The sequence below is a fragment of the Marinobacter sp. genome, assembly GCF_048259445.1.
GTDB lineage: Bacteria > Pseudomonadota > Gammaproteobacteria > Pseudomonadales > Oleiphilaceae > Marinobacter.
In genome coordinates, this window is the sequence record NZ_JBLXHQ010000007.1 from 145,478 (window position 1) to 161,776 (window position 16,299).

A 16,299-nucleotide genomic window follows, 5' to 3' on the forward strand; every position below is an offset into this window, starting at 1 on the left:
TGCAAAACCCAGACATAGGTTAGACAATACTCCCGCCAATCGCTACGGATTCATGTCAATTATTCAACTAAATTCCTGCGCCACTGACGGCTGATAAAACATTCGTGCCAGGAGCCTCCAGTACCAGTGAAAGTTTGCTATATTTCACTGCAATACCATTCCGCGTCTTCTCCAGCAGTCGTGCGCGAACTCAGTAAACCCTTCATGGAGTGAGCGTAGCAATGTTGAAAAATAAATTGCTGAAATGTGTGCCTGTGCTGATCGGTTTTTCCCTATCGGGCTGTGCTGTTCAGGAAAAACTGTCTCTGGGCGTGGATGATCCCTGTGCTTCACTGCAGAATATCGTGGCGGACTATAACTCCGGATTCTCCAGTTATCGCGGCAAAGCAAGTAGCTTCAATTCGATTACTGTTTTCAGGGCCAAAGAGCAGATTATCAGCGGTCATTGCGAGGTCTGGGAATGGGCTAACAAGGACAGCGCCTATATCTGCTCAAGCACAGCTCCCAATGAAGACGTAGCCAGAGCAATGTATGAGAAATCCCTCGCCTCTGTTGCCCAGTGCATTGGCAACACCTGGACACAAGAGGCTGAGGCCGAGCGCATTCGTGATGGGGAAGCAGCAGGCGTTGCAACGCGTTTCTCCGCGCAGGAAGCGAGCAGCCCGGGCATTGCGGTTCATCGCGTGGATTACCGAAGGGATAATTCAGTCTATATCTATATCGGACCAACCAGTCGGCGGGATCATTTCTGAAGTAAATTTCTTTATTTAATATCAATATAAAAGGGCCACTTCGAAAAAGTGGCCCTTTTTACTATTCAGCAACTGCAGGCACTATCCCAGGTTTTTCCGAACAAACTTCTGAACCTCGCCCACAATACCGCTGCGGAACGCCAGCACTGTGATAACAAAAACACCACCAAGAATCGGGTCCACCCAGTCTCTAAGTGGTCCTTGGGCGAGCTGATACTCAATGTTGACTACAAACATTGCACCTATAACTGGTCCGAGCAATGTACCCATACCACCCACGAGCGTCATCAGAATAACCTCACCGGACATGTGCCAATGGGCATCGTTAAGGGAAGCCAACTGGAACACTACCGACTTCATGGAACCTGCCAGGCCAGCTAGCGCCGCGGATATAACAAACGCCAGTACCTTGTAGCGATCAACTTTGTAGCCCAGGGATATAGCACGAGCTTCATTCTGCTTGATGGCTTTCAGCACCTGACCATAGGGGCTGCTGACAATCCGCTGAACCAGTAAGTAGCAACCCAGGAAGACTCCCAGCACCACGTAATACATATTCAGGTTGTCTTCAAGATTAATCAGCCCGAACAATTCACCTCGGGGTATGCCGTGCATACCGTCCTCACCGCCGGTAAATGAAGATTGCACGAAGAAGAAAAACACTAACTGAGACAGCGCTAAGGTAACCATGGCAAAGTAGATGCCCTGGCGGCGAATGGACAGGAGCGCAAAGGCCAGCCCGAGCAACGTGGCCACGAGTGTTCCTGCGATGATGCCCATCTCCGTCGTCAGGCCGCTGAAGTTACTGAGCAGGTAACCGGTGGTATACCCTCCAGAAGCCAGAAACGCCGCATGCCCGAAAGAGAGCAAGCCGGTAAACCCGAACAGCAGGTTGAAGGCTACCGCAAACAGCGCGAAGCAAAGGATTTTCATCAGGAACACGGGATACATTACAAACGGAGCCAGTAGCAGAAGCAATAACAGGACACCGTTCAGAATCAGCTTTCTGCGATCCTCGGTTTTTTGCTGCTGCAAAATCGTCTTGTGAATATCGGACTGAATATCGATCTGGCTCATGGTTACGCCTCCTTACCAAACAGGCCGTTGGGCCGGATCATCAACACAATCACCATGACGAGGAAAATCACAGCCGATGAAGCCGGCGGGTAAAACGTCTTTGTGAGTCCCTCTACGACACCCATGAGAATACCGGTAATAATGGCTCCACCAATAGAGCCCATGCCGCCGATAACCACCACAGCAAACACTACGATCAGTATGTGTGAGCCCATAACGGGGGTTACCGAGTAGATAGGGGCTGCAAGCACGCCGGCAAAGGCGGCCAGCATGACACCAAACCCGTAAGTAAGACTGATCAGCAACGGCACGTTGATGCCAAAACCCTGCATCAGCTGCGAATCTTCCGTGCCTGCACGCAGGTAGGCACCCAGTTTGGTTTTTTCGATCATGAACCAGGTGCCGAAGCACACAAGGAGAGCCGCCACGATAACCCACGCCCGGTAGTAAGGCATGAACATAAACCCGAGATTTACTCCACCCTTGAACATGTCTGGCATGGTGTAACGAAGCCCGGAGACACCATAGATATTGGTGAGAATACCCTGCATGATCAGCGCGACACCAAAGGTCAGAAGCAGGCTGTAAATATGGTCCTGCCCCGCAATGCGGCGAAGAAGAAAGTATTCAATAATTACACCGACGATGCCCACCAGAACAGGGGCTAGAAACAGTGCCACCCAGTAGTTGACACCAAGGTTATCAAACATGATAACCGTCACCATGGCGCCCAACATATACATGGCGCCATGGGCAAAGTTGATAATTTTGAGAAGGCCGAAAATAACAGCCAGTCCGAGACTCAATAGTGCGTAGAAGGCACCGTTGATAATCCCGATCAGAAGCTGGCCAGACAGCACCGCCATGGGCACGCCGAAGATCATGGACATGTTGCTAACTCCAGAAGCAGCACAGACATTGAATCGATTTTTATTTTTGCGTAATGCTTTGAGCCGTTTCGTGGGTTCCCCGGCAAGAGCCAGGGAACCCACACTTGCTTACGCCTTACTTGCCGCTAACCAGCTTGCACTTGCTGTCCGAGAGCGGGCGAAACGCCTCATCACCCGGAATGGTGCGGATGATTTTGTACAGATCCCATTCATTGGTGGACTCTTCCGGAGTTTTGACCTGAGCCAGGTACATGTCGTGAACCATACGGCCATCTTCACGGATACGGCCATTCTTGGCGAACATGTCGTTGATTGGCGTATCCATCATCTGCTTGCGCACGGTCTGGGAATCATCAGAGCCTGTCGCCGCAACAGCGTTCAGGTAATGGATCGCACTAGAGTAAATGCCCGCATGAACCATGGTAGGTCTTACGCCGGTTTCATCGAAAAAGCGGTCAGACCAGGCACGAGCTTCTTTATCCTTATCCCAATACCAGCCGGTGGTCAGCTGGATACCCTGGGCAGTTTCAGCACCGAGTGCATGAACGTCGGTCAGGAACAGCAGCAGCGCTGCCAGGGTTTGGCCAGACTGGGTTAAACCGAATTCTGCAGCTGTGGTAATGGCGTTGGTGGTATCCGCTCCGGCGTTTGCCAAGGCGACGACATCTGCTCCAGAAGCCTGCGCCTGAAGGATGAAAGATGAGAAATCCGGAGTCGGGAACGGGTGACGGATGCTGCCAATAATTTCCCCGCCATTGGATTCAACCATGCGAGTAACGTCTGCTTCCAGGGAGTGCCCGAACGCATAATCTGCTGTAAGGATATACCAGGTTTTGCCACCTTCTTTAACAATCGCGGTGGGGGTGCCGACGGACAGCGGGTAGGTGTCATAAGCGTAGTGGATGTGGTTCGGGGTGCAGTGCTCGTTGGTAATACTGGACGCAGCAGAACCGTTTACGAGACCAAGCTTATTGTTCTCCTCGATGACTTTGGTTGCAGCGATGGTTACCGAGGAAGCAACAAGACCAGCCACCATATCAACGTTATCGTTTTCCAGCCAACGGCGAACTGTGCTGGAGGCTACGTCCGGGCTGTTCCGGTCATCGGCGGTGACGATTTCGATCTTGGCGCCTTTAACGGTGCCACCGAAATCGGCAATTGCCATTTCCAGGGCTGAGAGGCCATTGGGGCCTGCAAGATCGCGATAGGTACCGGACATATCGGCCAGGTAGCCGATTTTTACGGTGTTGTTGGAAATTTCCGCTTGGGCGCCACCAACCATGAGGGCTGATGCAACGGCTGAGGTCAGAAGCTTTTTCATCATTGTCATTATTATATCTCCGCGACTGTTTTGCGTTGGTTCGGGTTCGGATTTTTGTTTCTATTTATTTTCTTTCACACAAACCTATCCGGGCTCAAACTCCCAGATAGCCATCCAGCACCGACTGCTTTGCACTCAGCTCATCGGCACTGACTTCTTCCACAATCAGCCCGTGCTCAACGACATAATGCCGATCAGCCAGAGGCGCTGCGAAGTGGAAATTCTGCTCTACCAGTACAATGGTCAATCCCTTTTTCTTTAGATCGACCAGCACCTGCCCAAGTTTTTCAACAATAACCGGCGCCAGGCCTTCGGTGATCTCGTCCAGCAACAGCATATTGGCACCGGTGCGAAGGATGCGCGCCATTGCCAGCATTTGCTGCTCGCCACCCGAGAGTTTCGTACCCTGGCTGAAGCGGCGTTCGTAGAGGTTGGGGAACATGGTATAGATTTCTTCCAGGCTCATACCTCCGCTGCGCACCACCGGCGGCAAGGTGAGGTTTTCGTGAACGCTGAGTGACGCAAAAATGCCCCGATGCTCGGGGCAATACCCGACTCCCAGCCTTGCAATATGGTGCGGAGCACAAGACATGGTCTCTTCACCATTGATCATGATGGAGCCCGTACGGCGGCCCACCATGTTCATAATCGCCTTGAGAGTGGTGCTTCGCCCTGCACCGTTGCGCCCGAGCAGCGTGACCAGCTCGCCGCGATTAACGACCAGATCCATACCATGCAAAATATGGGATTCACCATAGTAGGCGTGCAGCCCGGAGATGCGCAGCTGTTCGTACTGCTTTGTTGCATTCTGGTTCATTGGGCGGCCTCCTGCTCGACTGCTCCCCGTTCGCCACTGGAACCGGTTCCCATATAGACCTCGCGGACGCGGGGGTCAGCAGACACTGTTTCGTAATCGCCTTCCGTAAGGACTGAGCCCTGCGCCAGAACCGTAATCCGGTCACACAACTTGCTGACGACACTCAAGTTATGCTCAACCATCAGCACTGTCCGACCGTCAGCGGCCTTGCGCACCAACTCCACCACTCGATCTACGTCTTCTGCGCCCATGCCTTGGGTAGGCTCATCCAGCAGGAGCAGCTTCGGCTCCATAGCCAGGGTTGTCGCCAGTTCCAGCGCCCGCTTTCGACCGTATGCCAACTCCACGGTTGTGGTATTGGCATACTCGGTGAGACCGACAGAATCCAGCAGTTCCATGCAGCGTTCATTGAGGCGATTCAGGGAGGCACCGGACTTCCAGAAACTGAATGACGAGCCTTCAAAACCCTGAAGGGCAACCCGGATATTTTCCAGGGCGGTCATATGAGGGAAAACCGCTGAAATCTGAAAGGAACGAACAACTCCTTTGCGCGCAATACTAGCGGATTTCATGGGGGTAATATCTTCGCCGTTGAACAGAATCTGGCCACGGGTAGGGATAAGGAACTTGGTGAGCAGGTTAAATACCGTCGTCTTGCCTGCACCGTTAGGGCCGATCAGAGCGTGTATGTGGCCTTTCTGAACCTGAAGATTCACGTTGTCGACCGCAACAAAGCCCTTGAACTCTTTAACAAGGTTTCGGGTCTCCAGTACGAACTGGTCACTCATGAGCCAATCTACCTTTTGTTATTGTTGTACATTTGTACTTGTATACAGATTAGATTGACGTTTACGTAGACGTCAATCTAATTCTCATGTTTTTTTGGCGGTATGGAGTAGGTCATCGTTGAGTGAGCAACAGGCTCCTCGCCACCTTCCGAATAAACGAACACCTCACCCACGCCCATAGTGCGCCCTACCTTAAGCATGGTTGCTCTCGCCCAGATTGGCGTATGAGCAGCAGGTTTGCGCAAAAAGTTGATGTTCAGATTAGTGGTTACAGCCAAAGGCACCGGGCCGATTCTGCTCAATAATGCAGCATACACCGTCACGTCTGCCAGCCCCATCATAACCGGGCCAGACACAGTCCCACCCGGCCTGAGGTGGCCATCGTCAACATCCAGGCTCATCTCTGCCCAGCCGTCGCCCAACTTCCTCAAGGTGCCATAAGCTGCACCCTGAGGAAATTGCTCGTGCAAGAACTTGTCTAGCTCCTCAAGCGTCATCTTCATGGATTTGGCTCATCCTGAGCCCGGTTCCGCAACACGAAGCGCTGAATCTTGCCGCTGGGAGTTTTCGGGAGTTCATCCACAAACTCGATCTCACGGGGAAACGCGTGTGTAGAGAGGCGCCGGCGAACCAGTTCCTGAAGCTCATCTTTCAGGATCTGATCATCCGAAGGCTGCTGATCACCCTTGATGACTACGTATGCCTTGATAATAGAGCCACGCTTTTCATCAGGCTTTGCAACGACGCCCGACTCTGCAACCGCGGCGTGTTCCAGCAATGTGCTTTCCACATCGGCAGGGCCAACCCGGTAACCGGCGGTGGTAATGATGTCATCGTCACGACCACTGAAGGAAAAACTGCCATCACCGTGGCAAATCGCCATGTCACCGGTGAGGTAATAGCCTTTTACGAACGGATCTTTCTCGCCCCAGGTGTAACCGTCAAAGTGAAACAGTGGCGATGCTTTCACATCAATCGCAATCTGCCCGACTTCACCTTCGCCCACTTCTTCGTTCTTCTCGTTCAGTGCAACCACCTTATGGCCCGGAGAAGAGTAGCCCATGGAGCCCTGGCGTACCGGATGCTCAAGCGCATGGAAGTTGCAGCAGGTCATACCGGTTTCGGTCTGGCCGTAATGATCCATCACCGGGCAAAAATGGCGACTCTTGATCCAGTTAACCACTTCCGGGTTCAAGGGCTCACCGGCACTGCTGGCTACGCGTAGCCCAAGGTTCTCACCTTCCGGAAGAACGTGGTCGTTGGCTTTGAGCAGGCGATAAGCCGTAGGGGCAGCGGCAAGATTGGTGATCTTGTACTTGCGGATCATGTCGTAGGTGGATTCGGGTGTAAAAGCACCCGGATTGAAGTGGGTAGCGTGCCCCATCAGCAGCGGACCGACAACGGCGTAGTAAAGACCGTAGGCCCAGCCCGGATCCGCAACGTTCCAGAAGGTATCGCCATCTCGCAGATCAATTGCGTACTTCATGTAAACGTAGAAAGCCATCAACGCGCGGGCAGGAACGGCAACACCTTTTGACTTGCCTACAGTGCCTGAGGTGAACATCTGCAGGAATGGGTCACTGCCCTTGATCATGACCGGTTCAAAATCCGGCTTCTGCGCATCAAGTGTGCTGCGAAAATCCGGAATACTGCCGTCAGCTTTTTCGGCATCAACGCACAGTATTGGCGAACAACCCTTCACCTCGGTGAGCTTGGGGTAGTTTGCAGGATCCGTTACGACCAGTTTGGTTCCTGCACGCTCGAGGCGATACTCGATAGCGCCGGAGCCGAATGCTGTAAACAGCGGCTGATAGACCGCACCTGCGCGCAGTGCACCTGCAATAACAATGAGCAGTTCCGGGCCTCTTGGCAGCAAACCTGCAACCCGGTCGCCTTTTCCGATGCCCTGAGAGGCCAGGTAGTTTGCAAAACGCGCGGACTGTTCTTTCAGCTCGGCAAAAGTGAGCACACCATCACCGCCACCGTCTTTTTCGTAATAAAGCGCGACTTTCTTTGGGTCGACCGCCCACTTGTCACAAATTTCATGACAGACGTTCAGCCCGTTTTCCAGACTCCCGTCCAGAATTTCCGCTTCCAGTGCAGCGGGATCGAAGTTTTTATAAACGTCGGCGTAATCCGGAAGACTCATGAACAGCTCCTGCTATTTTTATCATTGAACGCATAGATCAAGATTTATCACAGCCTTCACTTTACGTAAAGGTAAACTTTAGGCGAACAACCTTCAAAATGAAGGGCAATTACCAAGAATATGCCGAAGCCCATCGCAGTTCACCATTGAATCATCGCAGTTAACCACAACATCCGAGCGGGCGATGACATAGCTCCTTCCGGTTATACTGTTTTTCACAACCTGATATTCACCCTCCTGCTTTACTGCGGAAAACTCGCCGACAAAACTAGTCTCCCGGAGCGACACCGTTTCAAGTTTTTCTCCAGGGCGAATAAGCCCTTCGTAATTCATCAGAGCCAGACGGGCCGAAGTGCCAGTGCCGGTCGTGCTCCGGCAGATCACGCCCGGGTGCACATAAGTTGCCGAACGGGAGCGATAATAGCCTTCAGCGATTTGTTGAATCGGCCCCATAAAGTGCAGAAACGGCAGGCGCCCCACATCGCCAAGCGTATAGTGAGAAAAGCTCCGCTCCGCCTGAATTGCTTCAACAATCGCCTGGGCAACGTGTGCGAGCCGGCGCTCTTCATTGAGCGTGAGCCCGAATCCCAGCGATTCCGCATCCACCAACGCGTAAAAGCCGCCACTGTAGGCAACGCTGTAGATGACAGTGCCAATTGATGGCACGTTGATACTGGCACGGTGGGTATGAATGTAACTTGGCAGGCCTTCACAAGTGATTGCTTCAACTACGCCGTTTTTTACCAGTGCTTCGATGCGAACAAGACCCGCCGGAGATTCCAGCAGAAAGCTCTGCTTACCCTCCTTCTTGGGCACTATTCCTGCTTCAAGAACGGCAGTCGCCGTACAGATAGTGTTGGAGCCGGAATAAATCGGGTAACCCATCACTTCCATGATGATGTATCCGGCTGCCGCGCGGGGGTTGGATGGAGGAACAAGCAAATCCACGGACATCTCGGGGATGCCGTAGGGCTCTTCCAAAAGCAGTTTTCTCAGGCCATCGGCGTCATCACGGAGATACTCCATTTGTGCCCGAACACTGTCCCCCGGCAGAGGCCCGATACCGCTGGTCACAATGCGGCTGACATCGCCGCCTGCGTGGGTATCCATAAGCTGAATCGTCAGTTCCTGCTTCATGCACTGTGCTCCAGAGACCAGGGTTTGCCATGCTGTTCCCACTGGGCATCCGGGACTATGACAATCTTGCCAATATAATTGCTGCCACGATTCATGAAGTAACGCTCCGCCCGGTGCAGTTCCGAAAGCCGGAAAGCACCATGAAGCACTGGCTTGAGTTGCCCGCTGCGAATCCATTCCACAAGCTGCTCAGCCTCCTCCCGGGTACCGTGAGAAACGCCAAAGATCTGCACCTGATACAGATAGATCCGGGTCCAGAGGACTTCACTGACATTGCCACCACTGGCGCCAGCAATACTCAGGCGGGGATATGTTTCGCGAGCGTTCATATCGAAGATCATGGCGTCGATGAAGCGATCGGTCATATTGCCGCCCACCAGGTCCATAACCGCGTCAAAGGGTTTGCCGCCAGTAGTGGCTTTTACACGCTCCACAAAACTATCCATATCGGAACGATCAAGCACTGACTCGGCCCCTAATTCCGTGAGAGCGGCTGTTTTATCCAGGGTGCTTAGCGCGAAGGGTATGGCGCCCACAATCCGACAGAGCTGGATCAGAGCGGTGCCGACGCCGCCGCTGGCTCCTGTGACCAGAACACGCTCCCCGGCTCTCACATGAGCAGACGTAAGCATGTGCATAGCCGTCTGGTAAGAGCACATTCCCATTGCGGCGAGCTGTGCATCGCCCAGCTCCTCATCTGGCACAAAGTGGAACTGATTTGAAGGAACGGCAACGTATTCCGCGTAGCCGCCATCGGCGCCGTGGCCGTAATAATCCGGAGTCAGATTGATGTCCCGACGATTATCCGCATAGATATTAAAATCCAGCAGACCTCTCTCGCCGATCCGCTCAGAAGCCACACCATCGCCAACGGCCACAATACGGCCAGCAATGTCTGCGCCCTGAATACGGGGGAAAATCAGCGTGGGTTTGCCACCCATCTGAAACGAGGTGGTTTCACCCTTTTTGGTGGGATACAGCCCTTCCCGGGCTTTGCGATCTGTATTGTTCTTGGCGGTAGCGGTTACCTGAACCAGCACCTCGCCCGGAGCCGGAGAAGGCGTGGGCACATCTTTATACTCAAGCTTCTCGATATCGCCATGGCCAGTAAGGACCATCGCTTTCATGGTACTCGGGATCATAAGTGAATAATCTTCCCTGCCTGAGGAATATAAGGTATCCCTTCAGGATAGGTGACATTCACACATATGTCAGGAAGTTATATGGCTACCCACTACTGGCAGGCGCAAGACTAACGGGCGATCACCTTGTAAACGGGGCGCAGCTTGGGAATCTGTTTCAAAACAACCTGAATAATGGTCATCAACGGCACTGCTAACACCACACCCACAGGCCCCCAGAGCCACCCCCAGAAAAAGATCGACACGAAAATGATCACTGGATTAATTGCCATACGGAAACCGTGAATCCAGGGCTCTATGAAGAACCCCACCATGGTGGTCAGAACAAGATAGCCGGTCGGTGCAATCGCCATCATCCAGACAGTGTCCAGGCTTACCGCCGATACGATAGTAAGCAACAGAATGGTAAGAATAACGCCAAGGTAAGGAATAAAGCGGGCAAGACCGGCCACCAGCCCCCAAACTGCCGGATCCGGCAGTCCGACAGCCCAGGCCATAAGGCCGGTTGCAACTCCCACAGACGTATTGCTGATACCGAGAACCCCGAGGTACTGAGCAATCTGCTGCTGGGAATCCCGGGTAATGCGCAGCACTCTTCGGCGATGGCTTCTCGGCAACTGTCGGACAAAATTCAGCACCAACCTGTCGCCACTGACCAGCAAAAAGTAAGTGAGGGCCATGGCGAGCGCAAGCCCCGCAATTCCGTCGCGTGCCTTATTCATCAGCTGGGCACGCCAGGAGTCGGTCTGCAGAACTACGGTTGTTGGCTCTGCGGTTGTCTTTTTACCGCCACTCTCGGAGAGCTCGTTTACGGAGTCCTCCACTTTCTGCGCAGACTCGGTGACCTTACTGATCTGACGCTTCAACTCGCTTTCACCGACCAGCAACCGGGAAATGCCCTGCGGTGCCTTACCCGCCCACTCCAGCGCAGGCGTGGCAACGGCCATAGACACACCTGCGATAGCCACAAGTAACAGCAATACCAGAATAAGCGAACTGACCACTCGGGGAATGTGCAGCCCTGAGCACATACGCGTCACCAGCGGCGACAACAACAAGCTTGTCAGGAGCGCCAGTACCATCGGCAATATAATCTGATGGGCGAGGTACAGGGTGTAAAGCACGCCCAGAATAAATAGCCCATAGATTGGCGTGGCAAGATCGGCCAGAGTTTTTCCGGGCTCGGGAACGGGTTCTTTACCCGAATGCAGTTCGTCATCCATATAAAAACCACTAGCTGTCGTCCTGCAGCGATTATAGACACTGCAGGCCTGAATTGGTGCGCCACCGGAGGTTTTGGCTGGCAAGCTGAGCAGTGTACCTTCGGCAAAGCTTTACCGCATTATAGAATGGCTTCGGCCGGGAGGAAGGCAACAATCCGGAACAGGTTCATATATCGCATTCGCTCTGAACACGGGCACGGAATTCCTTACGAATACGCTCGTTTTCCTCATCATTAACGAAAACGCGCTCGCCATCCTTATTCAGCCGGTAAATCCCCGAAACACTTTTGAGATATTTCAGGCGCGCCTGCAAGGCTTCGCAGTGAGCTTCAAGCTTCGCTGCTCTGGCCTCCTGCCTGGCCTGGTTTTCCTCCCGGGCTGCCCGTTCTTTTTCGCTTTGCTGAAGAAATTCATTCACCCGCTGTTTTCGCTCGGTAGCTGCCGCATCCGAAGATGGCGGCGGCACTTTCAAACGAACCTCGTCAGTGACTGCATTGGCAGGTGGCCGATCCCCGAAATGAGTCTGGCCATTCTCATCAACCCAGCGGTAGGCTCCAGCATGAGTGAATGGCGCTGCCAATAATAAAAAAATGATTGTGAGTCCTTTCATCAAATTTGTTCTCTGTCATCAGGGTAACGTTTGTAAAAGAATCATGGCGCGGAAACGCTGTATTCAAGAATTTACTCAGAGGTTAAAAGCAAGTCCAGATAATGGTTGAGAATGCGCGCATGCCCCTTCCAATCGTACTCGCTTATGGTTATCAAATTGAGCGCGATGCCGTGCAGATAGCACGCCAAACTCTGCACACCTGTTAAACGCTGCTCTGGCGAGCTGTCAGGGAAAACCTGCTCTGCCAGAGGCAGAAAGAACACATTCAAACGACTTTCTATATCGGCATGGTTTACGAAGAACTGACTCTCGTGCGAGGCATCATCTTCGTGAAGAAAAACCATTCGAAATCGATCCGGATGGGCAAACCAGTAATCAAGATAAGCATGGCAGGCGGCTCGATACTGTTCCGCTGGTGTTTCCGCGACGCTGATTCGAACTCTTATTTGCTCAAACAGCTCCACAAAAAACTCTTCCCATATATGGTGGAGAATTTCATTTTTACTGCCAAAGTATTTGTAGAGCGTCATCGCCCCCATACCAACATCTGCAGCAATCTTCCTCATGGATACAGACGCAAAGCCGTCTTCCCTGAAGCGCCTTTTTGCCGCCTCAATAATCTTTTTTTCTTTTTCCCGGGTTGCTTCAGGAGCCTGCTTCGGCCGCCCTCGCCTTGCTTTCTGGTTAATATCGATCTCCCGACCCAATAGATTTCACGATAATCAAGCTTGCCCGTTTGATCGGGCAAAATAAATTATTGCATTTATCGTACGCGTACGATTATATTGTGAAAACAGTTTTTGTGTACTTGGTGTACAAATCAGGCGAAACAATCATGACCAACAGCGCTTCTGCAGATATGGCCCGGAACTACTCGTTTTGGCAGCACAAATTCGGGCACTATCACCCAAACGCCCCGCTCCCGGAAGGCAGCTTCACCGTTGATGTTCTCATAGTCGGTGCTGGTTACACCGGTCTGACCACGGCCCGAGAGGTAAAACGCGACGATCCTGAGTTGCACGTGATGGTGCTGGACGCGAATGAGATCGGCTTTGGCGCTTCGGGCAGAAATGGCGGCTTCAATATGACGCTATTCGGAATGGAACCAGAAGTAACGGCTTTACGCTGGGGAAAGGCAAAGGCACGAGAAGCCCAGACATATATGCAGAAAGCGGTTGCCTATGTTCAGGATCTGATTGAAAACGAACGCCTGGATTCCGACTACGAGCATACCGGGATGTGGCGAGTTGCTTACACCGAGCGGCAAGAGAAACGGCTGAGAAACACCTATCGTCTGCTGTGTGATCTGGCAAAAGAAGGAAGTTACGTTTTTTACGACCGGGATCAAGTGAGAGAAAAGCTGAATGCACCGCACATCAGGGCAGCCATCTACGAACCGGAAACCGGAATTCTGGACCCTTGCAAACATGTGCGGGCATTAAAGGTGTTGGCCGAACGGGCAGGTGCAACTATCCACGAGAATTCGACGGTAACCGATATTCGCAGAACGCAAGCAGGCGTGGTAGTGCAAACGTCGAATGCGACAATTCGTGCGAAAAAACTGGTGCTGGCAACCAATGCCTGGACTCACACACTACCGGGGCCTCGCAAGCTTCGAAGTCGGCAGCGGGCGGTGTGGACCTACCAGATTGTCTCTGAACCCCTGACCAAAGAGGAATGGGAAACACTGGGCTGGAGCGACCATATGTCGATCGAAGACAACCGGCAACTGGTTCACTATTTGCGAATCACCAAGTGTGGCCGCATCACCATGGGCGGCGGGGATATTGGATTTGAATATGGCAGCGCCATGAATAAATGGCAGGACCAGAATGTCTGGCAGGATCTGGAAGCGCACTTCCGCTGGCTGTTTCCATCTCTTACCCATAAAAAAATTGACTACAAATGGGGCGGCGCCGTTTCAGCGAATTTTGATATGGTTCCGGAAATAGGATTTATTGGTGACCAGAATATTATCTACTCAACGGGCTGCATCGGCCACGGCGTATCGCTTACGCAGCTGAACGGCCGGCTCATTGCAGACCTGATTTCGGGCGTTGATAGTGAATTGAGCCGGTTCTGGATCGTGAACAGGAACGCCATTCCCGTGCCACCCGGCAATGTCCTTTCCTATCTTGGCGTTAAAGCAATCACTGGAGCCCTCAAGGGCGTTGACTGGTTTGAGGAACGGGACCTTCGCAAAACGTGCAGTGCTGGTACGGAAGGGGAAAATCATGGGTCCTGACCAAGCACCCGGTCACCAGCGGACATTGCTGCACAACGCCACTGTCTGGTTTGGTGAGAATGCCCTTCCTGAAAAAGGCTGGCTTGAAATCCTCGGGAACCGCATTGCGTCTGTAGGCCGCGGAAAACTGCCTGACTCACCGAACAATGTCGATGCGATTGACCTCAACGGCGCACACCTCTTACCCGGATTTGTGGATTGCCACTCGCACTTAACGGTCAGTGCATGGATTCCATGCTCGATTCATGGCGCTGGCTGGACCTCAAAAAAAGACCTGTTGGATGCCCTGCGCCGAAGAGCATCTATAAGCGAAGAGACCGACTGGTTGATTGTGTTCTATGCGGACTTTCATAGAATCGGCCGGCTGCCGTCCATGCAGGAGCTGAATGAGGCTTGCCTGGGTCGCCCCGTCATCGTCAACGATTATTCACTGCACCAGTGTCTGGCGAATGAGAGTGCCTTTAGTCGGGCAAATATTGCTTCTCTCAGTTTTCCTGTTAACGATGTGGTTTTGAAAAATGGACAGCCTACCGGTCTGCTTCAGGAAGCCGCAAGCGGACACATGCTGAGTATCGCTCTTCAGCAGCTTGCCGGGCAGCTTGAATCCATTAGCGCACTGGCTCTTTTGGAGGCAGAAGCCGCACGACACCTGGCGATGGGCATAACAGCCTGCCACGACCCCTGCGTTCACCCAAAGATGCAAGCGGCCATGGAGAGGCTGCAAACCCGCACGCCGTTGCGTTTGTCGTGGTCTCATGTCAAATCGAGTGAGAATGCTGATTACGTAGTCGACGAACTTTGTTTATCCTGCGGGGCGGGCCCAAAAAGCGCCAAAGTGTTTCTCGACGGAGCGAAGCAATGTGCAATATGCCTCGATCCAGGCGATGTTATGAAGTTAACGTCCTACGCTGTTGGGAGCGCATTGAAAGGCGACTTATCCAGCCTGCGAACGCTTACAAGTACAACGCTCGCCTATAAAAACCAGAAGTTTGTTACACCCTATCTCAGACTCTCTCCCAATGAGATCCGTAAAACACTGGACGACATTGGTGAGGCGGATGCACGACCCAAAATCCACGCCATTGGCAATGAGGCGGTCAAGTGTGCCTGCCAGGCCTTGAAGCAAACCGGCACCAAAAACTCAAGCATTGAGCACCTGATACTGCTCACAAACAATGACATTGAAGCGGTTACGGACTGCGCAGCCATCGCCTCCTTGCAGCCAGGTTTTTTGAATCAGTCGGAAGAGCTGGTCTCATCAAAAATGGAAAAGGTGATGAACATCATTCCTGCCCGATCATTAATTGACGCCGGTGTTCCTACCGCGCTTAGCTCAGACAACCCCTGCGGCCCGCTTGACCCGCTCGGCAATATTCGTAGCGCGGTTAACCGACGCTCCGATCGCGGTTTCATCATCGATAAAAAAGAGGCCATCACAATTTCTGAGGCCGTGCGCGCCTATTCGGTTACAGGCCATCATGCGATCCATGGCAAGCCACACAAAGGCCTATCCGTGGGTGAAATAGCGGACCTGGTAATCCTCAACAGTAGCCCGGAGAACCCCGCAGCGCGGGTTTTATCGACCTGGGTTGATGGTATTGAGGTGTATACACAGGGCGTTTTTCGAAGACGTACATACCGACCCTGAGGCCGGGATTATCCCCCGGCCTTCCCTGGCTGCCCAGGCATTTCGGGCACCGCCACCTTTTGCCCACTTCCCCTTCCCGCCGCTCCGCCGGCGTTCATTTTGATTGTTGCCCCGCCCATGGCCACACCGCTTGGGTCAATCTTCACAAAGCTGCCGCCAGCCTTGAGAGTGATCTCGGCACCAGCTTCAATAATGGCCTTTTGCCCGGCTTTGATATGAAGTTCAGTACCGGAATCGCTGAGCCAGGCTGTACCAGCTTTCAGATGCAAGGTGCCGGTTACGTTGAAGCTGTGGTCCCTGCCGGTCTGTTCGCGTTTTTCGCCATCTATGATTTGATGTTCGTTGCCTTTTACATGGCTGAAGCGGTCGTTTCCGACCGTCAGATGGCTGTCGTTCCTGATGACTTCGGTACGGTTGTTTTCAGTGAGCAGGTCCAGGTCTTTCTGGGCGTGGATGTAGACCTGTTCCTTGTCGGCCTCGTCTTCAAAGCGCAATTCGTT

Annotated in this window: 16 protein-coding genes; 3 read left to right on the forward strand and 13 right to left on the reverse strand. The window is 52.9% G+C overall.

All coding sequences use genetic code 11. The annotated features are described in order from the left end of the window. Window positions 1-221 precede the first annotated feature (221 nt). Entirely contained in the window at window positions 222-752 is a 531-nt protein-coding gene (locus ACN0RL_RS07420; RefSeq protein ID WP_417515256.1) for a hypothetical protein, read from the forward strand. 81 nt (window positions 753-833) lie between these two features. Here ACN0RL_RS07420 and ACN0RL_RS07425 read toward each other — a convergent pair whose 3' ends face one another. From ACN0RL_RS07425 to ACN0RL_RS07480, 12 genes are all read right to left on the reverse strand, one after another. Next, a complete protein-coding gene (locus ACN0RL_RS07425; protein WP_417515258.1) occupies window positions 834-1,829 on the reverse strand; it encodes a branched-chain amino acid ABC transporter permease in 996 nt (331 codons plus the stop codon). A gap of 2 nt (window positions 1,830-1,831) precedes the next feature. Next, complete coding sequence (locus ACN0RL_RS07430) at window positions 1,832-2,719, reverse strand: branched-chain amino acid ABC transporter permease (protein ID WP_417515260.1); 888 nt, start codon at window positions 2,717-2,719, stop codon at window positions 1,832-1,834. A 115-nt stretch (window positions 2,720-2,834) separates the two neighbouring features. Further along, window positions 2,835-4,049, reverse strand: a complete 1,215-nt coding sequence (locus ACN0RL_RS07435; protein WP_417515262.1) for an ABC transporter substrate-binding protein — start codon at window positions 4,047-4,049, stop codon at window positions 2,835-2,837. 85 nt (window positions 4,050-4,134) lie between these two features. Further along, a complete protein-coding gene (locus tag ACN0RL_RS07440; protein WP_417515264.1) occupies window positions 4,135-4,857 on the reverse strand; it encodes an ABC transporter ATP-binding protein in 723 nt (240 codons plus the stop codon). Then, complete coding sequence (locus ACN0RL_RS07445; protein WP_417515266.1) at window positions 4,854-5,645, reverse strand: ABC transporter ATP-binding protein; 792 nt, start codon at window positions 5,643-5,645, stop codon at window positions 4,854-4,856. Before ACN0RL_RS07445 ends, ACN0RL_RS07440 begins: the two co-directional genes overlap by 4 nt. Before the next feature lie 77 nt (window positions 5,646-5,722). Beyond that, entirely contained in the window at window positions 5,723-6,148 is a 426-nt protein-coding gene (locus ACN0RL_RS07450; RefSeq protein WP_417515268.1) for a PaaI family thioesterase, read from the reverse strand. Beyond that, entirely contained in the window at window positions 6,145-7,794 is a 1,650-nt protein-coding gene (locus ACN0RL_RS07455) for an AMP-binding protein (RefSeq protein WP_417515270.1), read from the reverse strand. Before ACN0RL_RS07455 ends, ACN0RL_RS07450 begins: the two co-directional genes overlap by 4 nt. A gap of 93 nt (window positions 7,795-7,887) precedes the next feature. Continuing rightward, window positions 7,888-8,931, reverse strand: a complete 1,044-nt coding sequence (locus tag ACN0RL_RS07460; RefSeq protein WP_417515272.1) for a proline racemase family protein — start codon at window positions 8,929-8,931, stop codon at window positions 7,888-7,890. Next, window positions 8,928-10,073, reverse strand: coding sequence for a zinc-binding dehydrogenase (locus ACN0RL_RS07465; protein WP_417515274.1), 1,146 nt, complete (start codon window positions 10,071-10,073; stop codon window positions 8,928-8,930). Before ACN0RL_RS07465 ends, ACN0RL_RS07460 begins: the two co-directional genes overlap by 4 nt. Window positions 10,074-10,183: 110 nt before the next feature. Beyond that, the gene (locus tag ACN0RL_RS07470; RefSeq protein WP_417515276.1) at window positions 10,184-11,296 is read right to left on the reverse strand and encodes an AI-2E family transporter; all 1,113 of its coding nucleotides are present in this window, start codon (window positions 11,294-11,296) and stop codon (window positions 10,184-10,186) included. Between the two features lie 166 nt (window positions 11,297-11,462). Next, window positions 11,463-11,906: a DUF4124 domain-containing protein gene (locus tag ACN0RL_RS07475; RefSeq protein WP_417515278.1), complete on the reverse strand. Its 444-nt coding sequence runs from the start codon at window positions 11,904-11,906 to the stop codon at window positions 11,463-11,465. Between the two features lie 71 nt (window positions 11,907-11,977). Next, window positions 11,978-12,613, reverse strand: a complete 636-nt coding sequence (locus ACN0RL_RS07480) for a TetR/AcrR family transcriptional regulator (RefSeq protein ID WP_417515280.1) — start codon at window positions 12,611-12,613, stop codon at window positions 11,978-11,980. Window positions 12,614-12,741: 128 nt separating this feature from the next. Here ACN0RL_RS07480 and ACN0RL_RS07485 point away from each other — a divergent pair, with 128 nt between their 5' ends. Both ACN0RL_RS07485 and ACN0RL_RS07490 read left to right on the forward strand, forming a co-directional pair. Further along, window positions 12,742-14,151 carry an NAD(P)/FAD-dependent oxidoreductase gene (locus ACN0RL_RS07485; RefSeq protein ID WP_417515282.1) on the forward strand — a complete coding sequence of 470 codons (1,410 nt, stop codon included), beginning with the start codon at window positions 12,742-12,744 and terminating at the stop codon, window positions 14,149-14,151. Beyond that, window positions 14,141-15,799, forward strand: a complete 1,659-nt coding sequence (locus ACN0RL_RS07490) for an amidohydrolase (protein ID WP_417515284.1) — start codon at window positions 14,141-14,143, stop codon at window positions 15,797-15,799. The genes ACN0RL_RS07485 and ACN0RL_RS07490 overlap by 11 nt, the downstream gene beginning before the upstream one ends. A gap of 8 nt (window positions 15,800-15,807) precedes the next feature. On the opposite strand, the gene ACN0RL_RS07495 is transcribed toward ACN0RL_RS07490, so the two are convergent. After that, window positions 15,808-16,299 (reverse strand): bacteriophage T4 gp5 trimerisation domain-containing protein (locus tag ACN0RL_RS07495; RefSeq protein ID WP_417515286.1); only part of this gene is annotated, 492 nt, incomplete at its 5' end.